The sequence below is a fragment of the Pseudoalteromonas sp. SG43-6 genome, assembly GCF_014164365.1.
Classification (GTDB): Bacteria; Pseudomonadota; Gammaproteobacteria; order Enterobacterales; family Alteromonadaceae; genus Pseudoalteromonas; species Pseudoalteromonas rhizosphaerae.
Map to the genome: position 1 here is coordinate 73,463 of NZ_JACJEZ010000009.1, position 11,638 is coordinate 85,100.

General features: G+C 41.6%; 11 protein-coding genes. 6 read left to right on the forward strand and 5 right to left on the reverse strand.

The window, feature by feature from the left end; all coding sequences use genetic code 11:
* The first annotated feature begins 267 nt into the window (after positions 1 to 267).
* The 5 genes from H5201_RS05850 to H5201_RS05870 all read left to right on the forward strand — a co-directional run bounded on the left by H5201_RS05850 (position 268) and on the right by H5201_RS05870 (position 6,037).
* Positions 268 to 2,076, forward strand: coding sequence for an assimilatory sulfite reductase (NADPH) flavoprotein subunit (locus tag H5201_RS05850; RefSeq protein WP_182768007.1), 1,809 nt, complete (start codon positions 268 to 270; stop codon positions 2,074 to 2,076).
* Between the two features lie 62 nt (positions 2,077 to 2,138).
* Positions 2,139 to 3,836, forward strand: coding sequence for an assimilatory sulfite reductase (NADPH) hemoprotein subunit (gene cysI / locus H5201_RS05855; protein WP_149980449.1), 1,698 nt, complete (start codon positions 2,139 to 2,141; stop codon positions 3,834 to 3,836).
* Between the two features lie 43 nt (positions 3,837 to 3,879).
* On the forward strand, positions 3,880 to 4,620 hold the full coding sequence (locus tag H5201_RS05860) for a phosphoadenylyl-sulfate reductase (RefSeq protein WP_182740371.1): 741 nt from the start codon (positions 3,880 to 3,882) through the stop codon (positions 4,618 to 4,620).
* Positions 4,621 to 4,724: 104 nt separating this feature from the next.
* On the forward strand, positions 4,725 to 5,462 hold the full coding sequence (locus tag H5201_RS05865) for a transporter substrate-binding domain-containing protein (protein ID WP_182718972.1): 738 nt from the start codon (positions 4,725 to 4,727) through the stop codon (positions 5,460 to 5,462).
* 44 nt (positions 5,463 to 5,506) lie between these two features.
* The gene (locus H5201_RS05870; RefSeq protein ID WP_182783909.1) at positions 5,507 to 6,037 is read left to right on the forward strand and encodes a DUF4124 domain-containing protein; all 531 of its coding nucleotides are present in this window, start codon (positions 5,507 to 5,509) and stop codon (positions 6,035 to 6,037) included.
* Here the strand turns inward: H5201_RS05870 and H5201_RS05875 are convergent.
* The 5 genes from H5201_RS05875 to H5201_RS05895 form a co-directional block, all read right to left on the reverse strand.
* Entirely contained in the window at positions 6,034 to 6,906 is an 873-nt protein-coding gene (locus tag H5201_RS05875; protein WP_182783911.1) for an ABC transporter substrate-binding protein, read from the reverse strand. The two genes, H5201_RS05870 and H5201_RS05875, sit on opposite strands and share 4 nt — an antisense overlap.
* Positions 6,890 to 7,126: a hypothetical protein gene (locus H5201_RS05880; protein WP_149980454.1), complete on the reverse strand. Its 237-nt coding sequence runs from the start codon at positions 7,124 to 7,126 to the stop codon at positions 6,890 to 6,892. The genes H5201_RS05875 and H5201_RS05880 overlap by 17 nt, the downstream gene beginning before the upstream one ends.
* 125 nt (positions 7,127 to 7,251) lie before the next feature.
* Complete coding sequence (acnA, locus tag H5201_RS05885; RefSeq protein WP_182761257.1) at positions 7,252 to 9,999, reverse strand: aconitate hydratase AcnA; 2,748 nt, start codon at positions 9,997 to 9,999, stop codon at positions 7,252 to 7,254.
* 197 nt (positions 10,000 to 10,196) lie between these two features.
* Positions 10,197 to 10,616 carry a hypothetical protein gene (locus tag H5201_RS05890; RefSeq protein WP_149980456.1) on the reverse strand — a complete coding sequence of 140 codons (420 nt, stop codon included), beginning with the start codon at positions 10,614 to 10,616 and terminating at the stop codon, positions 10,197 to 10,199.
* 83 nt (positions 10,617 to 10,699) lie between these two features.
* The gene (locus tag H5201_RS05895; RefSeq protein ID WP_182783913.1) at positions 10,700 to 11,083 is read right to left on the reverse strand and encodes an RNA-binding S4 domain-containing protein; all 384 of its coding nucleotides are present in this window, start codon (positions 11,081 to 11,083) and stop codon (positions 10,700 to 10,702) included.
* Between the two features lie 257 nt (positions 11,084 to 11,340).
* On the opposite strand from H5201_RS05895, the gene H5201_RS05900 reads away from it, so the two are divergent.
* Complete coding sequence (locus H5201_RS05900; RefSeq protein WP_182783915.1) at positions 11,341 to 11,628, forward strand: hypothetical protein; 288 nt, start codon at positions 11,341 to 11,343, stop codon at positions 11,626 to 11,628.
* The last annotated feature ends 10 nt before the right edge of the window (positions 11,629 to 11,638 follow it).

Here is an 11,638-nt window from a genome sequence, read left to right on the forward strand (position 1 = left end):
GGCTAAGCGTGGTGCTGAAATCATCAGCAGTTATTTTTACCTTTTAATCTGTTTTTACTGGTTAATTTATAAATTAATAACTAAATGGAATAACAAAGCAGATTCTATTCTTTTTTTATTGGCGCGTACCCCGTTATTCTTCACACTCAGAGAAATCTTTAGGGCCTGAGTTATTTGCCTTAAAGGCGACACAAATTTTAGGCAAAGTGATTACTGTAATCAGTGATCATTTTGCAGATAACTTTCAGGGTTACGGGGAATTAATTCATGTTGTTAGGTCAACTCAATGCCGCGGCAAGTCCGCTATCGCAAGAGCAAGTACAAAAGCTGCAAGGTTTAGTGGCTGAGCTTAATCCAATTCAGCAAGCTTGGGTAAGTGGCTATCTTGCTGCGAATGCCAATACGGCGGCCTTAGGTGGTGTTGTAGGTGCTGCGCCAAGTGCTGGAGATGCAGCTGCATTGACCATTTTATATGGCTCACAAACCGGTAATTCAAAAGGTGTAGCGACTAAGCTCAAAGAGCAAGCGGAGTCTCGTGGTTTAGCTGTTAAGTTAGTTAGCATGGCTGATTACAAACCAACGGCCCTGAAAAAAGAAAAATTCTTAACTGTCGTTGTTTCTACTTACGGTGAAGGTGAGCCGCCGGAAGATGCCGAAACATTACATGAGTTTTTAGCAACCAAAAAAGCACCTAAGCTTGATGGCGTTAAAATTGCGGTTATAGGTTTAGGTGATTCAAGCTATGAGTTCTTCTGTCAAACAGCAAAAGACTTTGAACAGCGCTTAAATAAGCTCGGTGCAGAAACCATTTACCAGCGTGCTGATTTAGACGTTGATTACGATGATGAAGCCGCCAGCTGGATCAGCGGAGCACTTGATGCATTTGAACCTGATTTAAAAGCACAGCAAGGCGCAACAGGTGGGCAAGTGGTGTCATTTGGTACACCAGCAACAGCTGCCAGCCAATATACCAAGCAAAACCCATTTCCAGCAGAGCTTAGCCTAGTGCAAAAGATCACCGGTCGAGATTCAACCAAAGATGTGCGCCATGTTGAGATTTCACTGGAAGGGTCTGATATTACTTACACACCGGGTGACTCGCTGGGTGTGTACTTCTTAAATGATGAAGCACTGGTTGATGAAGTACTGACACTGACGCAAATTGATGCTGCAAGCCAAGTTAAAATCGCTGATGAAGAGCTAAGCATTCGTGATGCCTTAATTGAAAAGTTAGAGCTGACTCAATCATACCCAGGTTTTGTGGAAAAGTACGCGATAGCGACAGGCACACCTGAGTTATTAAAGCTGGTTGAAGATAAAGTGGCAATGCGTGAATACATCGAGCCTCGTCAAATCTATGATGTGATCCGCCAAAATCCAGCCAAGCTTGAAGCACAAACTTTAGTTGATTGCCTACGCAAACTACAAGCGCGTTTATATTCTATCGCTTCAAGCCAAGCTGAGGTTGAAGATGAAGTGCATTTAACCATTGGTCTAGTTGAATTTGAGGCATTCGGTAGTGAGCACTTAGGTGGTTGTTCGGGTTATTTAGCACGTCGTGCCGAAGAAGGCTGTAGAGTAAAAGTATATAGCGAGCATAACGATAACTTCCGTTTACCTGCTAACGACGAAACGCCAGTGATCATGGTCGGCCCTGGTACTGGTATTGCGCCGTTCCGTGCTTTCTTACAAGAACGTGATGCCCGCGAAGCATCCGGTAAAAACTGGTTATTCTTTGGTAACCCACACTTTACCCAAGATTTCTTATATCAAGTAGAAATTCAAGGTTACTTAAAATCAGGGCTACTAAGTAAAGTTGATGTGGCGTTTAGCCGTGACCAAGCAGAGAAGGTCTACGTGCAAGACAAGCTACGCCAAAACAGCAAAGACGTATTTGCATGGCTAGAAGCGGGCGCGCATTTATATATTTGTGGTGACGCTAATCGAATGGCAAAAGACGTGCACAATGCGTTGGTTGATATTATTAGCGAGAACACAGGTAAGAGCTATGAAGATGCAGATCAATACTTGAAAGATTTGCGCAGCGCTAACCGCTATCAGAAAGACGTGTACTAAGCGCACGTTGTTTATTTTATTAAAAGCTAACAGCCGTCACTGTAACAAATTTAGGATTAAACATGAGCGAACAAGATAAAAACGTAAAGCTTTCTGATAACGAGCGCTTGAAAAGAGAAAGTAACTTTTTACGTGGCACAATTGAACAAGACTTAAAAAATGAGATCACCGGTGGTTTCACTGCGGATAACTTTCAGTTAATTCGTTTCCACGGTATGTATCAGCAAGATGACCGTGATATTCGTGGTGAGCGTGCTAAGCAAAAGCTTGAGCCATTACACAACGTCATGTTACGTGCACGTATGCCTGGCGGTATCATCAAGCCAGAGCAATGGTTAGCAATTGATAAGTTCGCTGATGAAAAAACCAGCTACGGTAGTATTCGTTTAACAACTCGCCAAACGTTTCAGTTTCATGGTGTGTTAAAGCCAAATATAAAAGGCATGCACCAAATGTTGGATAGCGTGGGCATTGACTCTATCGCAACAGCGGGTGATGTAAACCGTAACGTACTATGCACTACTAATCCGGTTGAATCTGAGCTGCATCAAGAAGCGTATGAGTGGGCAGCGAAAATTTCTGAGCACTTGTTACCAAAAACTAAAGCGTATGCTGAAATTTGGCTAAACGGCGAAAAAAGCGAAACCACAGAAGAGCCAATTTTAGGTTCAACTTACTTACCACGTAAGTTTAAAACCACAGTGACTATTCCACCGAACAACGAAGTGGATGTGCATGCGAATGACTTAAACTTTGTCGCGATTGCTGATAACGGTAAATTAGTTGGTTTTAACGTGCTAGTAGGTGGTGGCCTTGCTATGACCCACGGTGATACTGCAACGTATCCACGTAAAGCCGATGATTTTGGTTTTATCGCACTCGAAGATACGCTAAAAATTGCTGAGCATGTGGTGTCTGTACAGCGCGACTGGGGTAATCGCTCAAACCGTAAAAATGCAAAAACTAAATACACCTTAGATCGTGTAGGTACTGATGTATTTAAAGCGGAAGTAGAGCAACGTGCAGGGGTTAAATTTGCACCAAGCCGCCCTTATGAGTTTACTCATCGTGGCGATCGCATTGGTTGGGTTGAAGGTATTGATGGTAAGCATCACTTAACCTTATTTATCCAAAGTGGTCGTATTTTAGATTTTCCGGGTAAACCACTGAAAACAGGTTGTCGTAAAATTGCTGAAATTCACCAAGGTGATTTTCGTATGACGGCAAATCAAAACTTGATCATTGCCGGTGTGCCTGCTGATCAAAAAGCAATAATTGAAAAAATAGCGCGTGAACACGGTTTGATTGATGACAAAGATTCAGAGCAGCGAAAAAACTCAATGGCCTGTGTTTCACTGCCGACTTGCCCTTTAGCGATGGCGGAAGCCGAGCGTTATTTACCAAGCTTAATTGAAAAAACTGAAGCGCTGCTTGCTAAACACGGTATTCCTGATGATAGTATTATCATGCGTGTTGTTGGTTGCCCGAATGGCTGTGGCCGCGCAATGTTGGCTGAAGCAGGGTTGGTGGGTAAAGGACCTGGCAAATATAACGTTTACTTAGGTGGCAATCTTGAAGGTACTCGTATTCCTAAGTTGTATTTAGAGAACGTCGGTGAAGACGTGTATTTAGAGGCCTTTGATAAATTAATAGGTCAATGGGCAAGTGAGCGTAACGACGGCGAATGTTTTGGTGATTTTGTGATCCGTAAAGGCATTGTTGCTGAAGTTAAAGTCTCAGTCACCGATTTCTACGCTTAATTTAAAAGCAAGCGTTCGCGCTTGCTAAGGTTTGGAATTTACTATGAGTGAATTTAAAAACATTTTACAGCTTGATAAAGAAAGCCAAGTAACACTGCTTGCTGATGCTAACGGCATATTAAAAGATATGAGCGCTGAACAGCGTGTAGCATGGGCACTGGAAAACTTGCCAGATACGCAGTTTTTATCATCAAGCTTTGGTATTCAAGCCGCGGTAATGTTGCATTTAGTAACGTCACAAAAAGCCGATATTCCAGTGGTGCTAACTGATACAGGTTATTTATTTCCAGAGACTTATCAGTTTATTGAGCAAATGACCGAACGCTTATCACTAAATTTGAAAGTGTATAAGTCGCAGTTAAGCCCAGCTTGGCAAGAAGCCAAGTTTGGTAAGTTATGGGAGCTAGGCGAAGCGGGTATTAAACAATATAACCAGCTTAATAAAGTTGAGCCAATGACTCGCGCATTAAAAGATATAAATGCAGGTACTTGGTTTAGCGGCTTGCGTCGTGACCAATCATCGACACGTGCTGACAAGCAAGTTGTTGAAATTAGCCGTGGCACGGTAAAGGTTTATCCAATCATTGAATGGTCAAATCGCGATGTTTATCAGTACCTGACTAAACATGACTTACCATACCACCCATTATGGGAGCAAGGTTATGTGTCAATGGGCGATGTGCATACTACGCGTAAACTAGAGCCAGGTATGACCGAAGAAGAGACCCGTTTTTTTGGTCTAAACCGCGAATGTGGCCTACACATTGATGGTGATGGGATCTAATCTTACGGTTATCATTAAATTCCTAAAGCGCAGCCTACTAGCTGTGCTTTATTTTTTTGACTACAGTATAAAGTAAGTAGCCATTAGCTTTGTGTGCATCATTGATGAATAGATACTTTGCTATCTTGTTTTTATTTTTTCCAAACCACTCTTTTGCTGACACCTTTCGTGTTGCGTTACCTGATGAGAATTATCCCCCATATCACATTATTGGAGGCGCTAAAAAAGGACTGTTGAATGAGTTAATAACCCAGTTTGCTGAGCAGCACTCCCTTACTATTGAGTATACATATGTCCCTGAAATGCGCTCGGAGAAAATGGTTTGTAATGGTGAGGTTGATGCGCGTATGGAATCTGAAAGTTGGCTCTTGACAGCCCATAAGTATTATTGGAGTCAAGAAATTGTGATGGTTGAAGATGTCATGGTGGTGACCCATGGTGCAAACCCCAGTGATTTTCAAGATGAAAAAGTGCTGCATAATGGTGTACTGCTAGGGCGCTTTGGTTATGTATATCCTGAATATGAGCCATTGGTACGTGATCAAATCCTACATCGTGAGAACTTTTATTCGGATCTAGATGTATTACAGAGTCTTTATAATGATAACCATATTAGTAGACGTTTTACTATTATGTCGCGCGCGGTTTTTGATTGGTACGTCAATAAATACCCTAAATTCTCAGCTCTTGGTGTAAGTGCTTTTAATGTCGGTGAGGCGCCTTTGCAGCTACAATTTGCACATACTGAGCGTGGCAAGAAGCGGGCAAAAGAATTTAATGATTTTTTACAAAGCTTGAAAGATAATGGTGACCTAGCTAAAATCATAGCTCGCTATCAATGATAGTAAGAAAATAGAAAGAAAAAATTTAACTCAAAGGATTGAAGATGAAGTATTTTGCGTACCTAGCGATTATGGTATTGCTGATCAGTGTCGCGGCATTATTTTACTTGCAACGACCCGATGGCCAAACGTGGTTAACCAGTGATGGTATTAGTAGTAAATCAAATCAGCTAACAGAGCAAATGGTTGAGTTATCAAGTGACACCTTTGCTATAGCTGCCAAATTGGTCAGTGAGACTAGTCAAAAAGTTGTTGAATCAATTACCGATGAAAGCTCAGTAGTAACGACCGTTATTTATAAATGGCAAGATCAGCAAGGGCAATGGCATTACTCCGATCAGCCTAATCCTAACGGTACAAGTGAAAAAGTAATTCTAGATCCGCGTGATATTACGGTAACTGCCGCAGAAGATACGTCTATTTTAAAAGGTACCTCAAAAACAACTAATATGTCTTTAATGCCAAACTCAAGCAGTGTTTATGATCCCGTGGTGATGAAAAAGCTGTTTGAAGATGCAGAGCAAGTGAAAGAACAGTTAGAGCATCGCACTAAATCGTTAGATGAGACGCATTAATTTGCTTCAATAGCGTTGTTTTGCTGTGTTTTTTCGGGCTGTGTTACAAAAAATTGTTGCTTAATGATTGGCAGGTTATAAGCTTTTAACCAACGCTCAGTAGCTATCATTAGTTCTCCTGAAGCAACTAACCTTGTCAGGCCTTCATCAAAATTATCTCTGACAGACTTATCTTGAAAAACAATGTAAGAGCCTTGATAGTTTAAAATATCGCGATATATAAAACTTGTAGGGTCAAGTTGGGTGTTTGTTGATGTATGCCAGTAGAGCATTAAATAATCACCGATACGGGCATCGATCTTATTGGTAAGTAACTGTTTATTTAGGGCTTGTTGATTTCCTACTTCACTATAGTGAGTGAATACCTGTGTCGCCATGTTTTTATACTCAGCACCAAAGATATCGCTCGCCCCTATAAAACTACCGACTCTTAAATTTTTCAAATCGTTCAGCGTAGTTACTTTCTCGGTCCATGCAGAACGGAGCATGGTCACGCGGTTCATAAATCGCACACGATAACGAGAAGTAAATGCGTGTGCAGCTGGTTGTGCCGTATAGTTGATCGCGATATCAGCGACTTTATTGTTGAAGTAGCGTTGAATAGCATCATTATTTAACGGCACCAACTGCGGGTTTTGATAGCCTTGTATCCGTAACACTTGAACCACAAGCTGATCGAAGTAACCATTACCGGTTACGTTATCTTGCATGAAATAAGGTGCAAAATTACCGGATGCAATAATCAATTTGTCATTTGCACGTAATTGAGTGGGTAAGCAAAGCACTAAAAGTGCCGCTATTAATAAAGTTTTAGAGGTGTTAAATGGTTTGATTAATTGCAAGACCTTGCTGCTATACATGTTGGTCATGTACAGCCTCTATGTTCATTAAAACAATAGTGAGGTAAATTTTTGTAGGCAGAGAAAATAGCACCCCAATAGCAATAAAAGCGGCGCTGATAATAATGCCATGAATACTATTTTGTTCACCAAACAGATCAGACACTAATAAATAATGTCCAGTCACAATAAGGCATATGCCAAGGACAATAAATACTTTTAGTACTTTGATGATCTTCTGCTCGGTCATAGTATGCAGGCATTAATGATAAGATGAATTAAGTGTAGTTAATAATGAGTAAGCTGACTTGTTTTACATCAAAAAATTAAGGGCTAAGCAAATTAATTTTGCAAAGCCCTAATATTATAGATTAATTAGCTAGTTAACATATTACGCAATACATACTGTAAAATGCCGCCATGTTTGTAGTAATCCCACTCTTTGGGGGTATCAATACGGACATCGGCACTAAAGCTTAGTTTTTTGCCTTCGCTATTGGTGGCAACGACACTAACTTCCTTGGTTTTATCGTAGAGACCTTCGATATCGAACTGCTCTTGACCTGTTAACCCCAGTGATTCATGGCTCTCACCTGCTTTAAATTGCAGTGGTAGCACGCCCATGCCAATTAGGTTCGAGCGATGAATACGTTCATAACTTTGCGCAATGACCGCTTTAATACCTAATAATAGCGAACCTTTCGCTGCCCAGTCTCGTGATGAACCCGTACCATACTCAGCACCGGCAAGCACAACGAGTGGCACGCCTTGCTGTTGATACGCCATTGCAGCATCGTAAATACTGGCAAGCTCATCATCAGGTTGAGTGCGCGTTACACCGCCTTCGGTGCCTGGTGCAAGCAAGTTTTTTAAGCGTACATTGGCAAATGTACCGCGCATCATTACTTCATGATTACCACGGCGAGAACCGTATGAGTTAAATTGCGATTTATCTACGCCATTTTCTTGTAAGTATTCGCCAGCAGGCGCGCTTGCTTTAATTGCACCAGCAGGGGATATATGATCAGTAGTGACGGAATCGCCAAGTTTTGCTAAACAGCGAGCACCCGTAATAGTAGGGATGCCTGGTGGTTCTGTCGTCATGCCATCAAAAAACGGCGCTTTTTTAATATACGTTGAGGCATCATCCCAGTCATAAAGTTTACCATCAGGAATTTTGATTTGTTGCCAGCGATCATCACCCTTATAAACATTACCGTAACTGGTAGCGAACATTTCTTTAGTGACGGTTTTTTTCACCAGTTCATTCACTTCGCTGACACTAGGCCAAATGTTTTTCAGGTAAATATCGTTACCATTAGCATCTTGCGCAAGTGGTTCGTTATAAACATCGATATCTGTACGACCTGCAATCGCATAGGCGACAACTAAAGGTGGTGAGGCTAAAAAGTTCATTTTCACATCTTGGTGAATACGTCCTTCAAAGTTACGGTTACCCGATAAAATAGAGCTTACTACTAATTTGTGCTGTTGAATTGCCTCACTGATCTCATCGGCAAGCGGACCTGAGTTACCAATACAGGTAGTGCAGCCATAACCCACTAAATTAAAGCCAAGGGCATCTAAATCGTCCATCAAGCCTGCTTTTTCTAAGTAGTCAGTGACCACTTGCGAGCCAGGTGCCAGTGATGTTTTTACCCAAGGTTTTACGTTAATTCCTAATTGGCGAGCTTTTTGCGCGACTAAGCCCGCAGCTAAAATCACACTTGGGTTAGAAGTGTTGGTACAGCTAGTAATGGCAGCAATTACACAAGCGCCATCTTTTAACTCAAATTCTTGGCCTTTAAAGTTAACCTTTGCTGCGCCCATAAATTGCGCTTCGTTGGTTGGCTCATCAGGATTAGTGACAGGGCCTTCACTTTCGATACGTGATTGCTGTTCATCACTATTGTCGCGTTTAGCAAGACGTTCATCTTGAAAGGTTTTTAAATGATTGGCAATAACTTCGCCAGCTTGATCAAGGGCAATTCTGTCTTGTGGGCGTTTCGGACCGGCAAGGCTTGGCACTACATCGTTTAGATTTAATTCGAGCTTGTCGGTGTAATTTGCTTCATCGCCATCGTTACGCCATAGGCCTTGGTGTTTTGCGTAGTCTTCTATCAGTTTTAGCTGTGTTTCATCACGGTTGGTTAAACGAAGATAATTAATTGTTTCATCATCAATAGGGAAAATACCACAGGTAGCGCCGTATTCCGGTGCCATGTTGGCTATGGTTGCGCGGTCGGCCAGTGGTAAATCAGCAAGGCCATCGCCATAAAATTCTACAAATTTACCGACAACGCCATGCTTACGCAATATTTCAGTAACGGTCAGCACTAAATCGGTCGCTGTGGTGCCTTCCGGTAAACGGCCGTTGAGCTTCATACCCACCACTTGCGGGATCAGTAAGCTAATTGGCTGGCCTAGCATTGCAGCTTCTGCTTCAATGCCGCCTACACCCCAACCAAGTACGCCTAAGCCGTTGATCATAGTGGTATGTGAATCAGTACCGACTAAGGTGTCAGGGTAAGCAAATCTTTGCCCATTGCGCTCTTCATTAAAGACAACGCGAGCAAGGTATTCTAAATTCACTTGGTGAACAATCCCCGTTGCTGGTGGCACAACTTTTAAGTTATCAAAGGCTGTTTGACCCCAGCGTAAAAACTCATAACGTTCTTTATTGCGTTCGTACTCAAGCTTGGCATTTAAATCAAATGAGCCATCTTCACCATAACCGTCTACTTGTACTGAGTGGTCGATAACTAATTCCGCAGGGGATAATGGGTTTATTTTCGCAGGATCGCCGCCAAGTCTTTCCATAGCATCACGCATTGCGGCCAAATCGACGATTGCTGGTACGCCAGTAAAATCTTGCATCACCACGCGGGCGGGTGTAAATGCTACCTCAGCACTGGGCTTGGCTTGTGAATCCCAGTTTAGCAACGCTTCAATATCTTGTTTTTTAATATTTACGCCGTCTTCATTGCGCAGTAAGTTTTCGAGTAGGATCTTGAGCGAGAACGGCAGTCGCTTGGCTTTATCGCCTAAACCTTGCAGTGAATGGATATGAAACTGCTCACCGTTGATAGTGAGTTGTTTTTGGGTGTCAAAACTATTGTTCATTATGTGCCCCTAAGTTAGATGAATATCCTTAAATGGTACTTAAGTGGTAAATGTAACCTCTCTTTGAATAATTAAAATGCAAAGTACATACCAGTGTGTTTTTGCGCGATTTTTATACAAGTGATAGGGTATATATGATGCTGAAAATTTATATTTCAAGCGTCAGCAGTAAAACAATAGCAACTCAATAGCGTGTTTTACAGTAGCCAACCTTGCTGTTTGCCTTTGTGGCTTAGCAGTAGCAGGATAATTGCAATTACGACTACGAATATTGGCATAAACACCGCGCTGGCACCGAGTAATTCAATACTATTAATAACAATGAAATTATAAAATTGCTGGATAAAAATCCCAGCGAGTGAGAGCGCAAAAAGCACTCGAGCAAGGGCTTTTTTAAGTAATAATAAAATACAGCCTAATACCCCACCAAAAACCGCGGTAGCGAATGCAATAGTTGACCAAATTGGTGTGTTTGAATATGCAGCTTGTTGTTCTATAGGGAGTTTACTTATCATGTCTGGAGTCATGAGCATTTGCATAATGAATGCAATTACCCCTAGCAAGTTCCAAATAAGGGCTGCCCAAGCGACAGATTTTAACCAGTGCGGAGGAGTCATACATTACCTTTTAAACTATTATTTAAAAAGTTATTAAAGGCGACTACGGCTACTTTTACAAGTTGCACGTAGTCTAAATTGGATTAGCCGAATGAAATAGGGCGACGGCCTGTTTTTTCATCCACTTTTGGTTTTTTGGTACGTTTACGCTTAGCTTTAGAAGGCGCGTTAGTAGCAGGCTCTGCACTTTGTTGTGGTTCAGGTTGCGTTGATGTAACAGCGCGCTCTGCTGGAATAGCACTTTCGCTTAATGTCAGTTGAAATTGCTCACCATCAAATTCAAGAATGTCGCCACTGTATAATTTTTTCCGCTTGATTGTACAAATTTCATGGTTAACGCCAACATAGCCTTCAGTGATAAGGTTTTTGGCTTGGCCGCCACCTTCGACTAAATCAAGAACTTTTAAGAGTTTGCATAGCTCAATTGGCTCTTCTTCTAATTCAATTTCAATATATTCGTCGTTCATGTTTGATCTCATTAAGGTAGGGCACAGCCTGTAGTATAAAGGCTGTGCGCGACTTTTGCATCAAGCTGCCAAAAGTATACAGGGCATTAAATAGAATTAACCTGAAACTTTTTTGAATTTTCTACCGTCTTTAAAAAAACGGTAGTAATTCAAGCGTAGTATCCGCGTCAGTAGCTGGCCTGTAATTTGCTATTCGTGTCGTATTCGATATTTAGTTGGTCATTTTATTACAAATGCCGCAGTACTGGAGATTTAAAATGGGTATTAGATCAGCCATGAAAAAAGAGTTAATGGGCCTGGAGGGTTCAGGGTTTATGACCGCTGATGATGTAAGGTCTGAACTTAGCAAGATTGTAAAAAAAGCGCCTGATAGGTCAGATCGTGGTTTTTCTTTAATTTCACGTTTTAACGACAATCACAGCCAATTAAGTTGTGGTGAAAATAGCAAAGAAAAACTACTTGAGTTTCAACGACACCGCTTGTTTAAGGATGTTTTATATACCCGTAAAAGCGTGGATGCTTGGCTCAATAGCCAAGTGAATTAACTTGCTATAA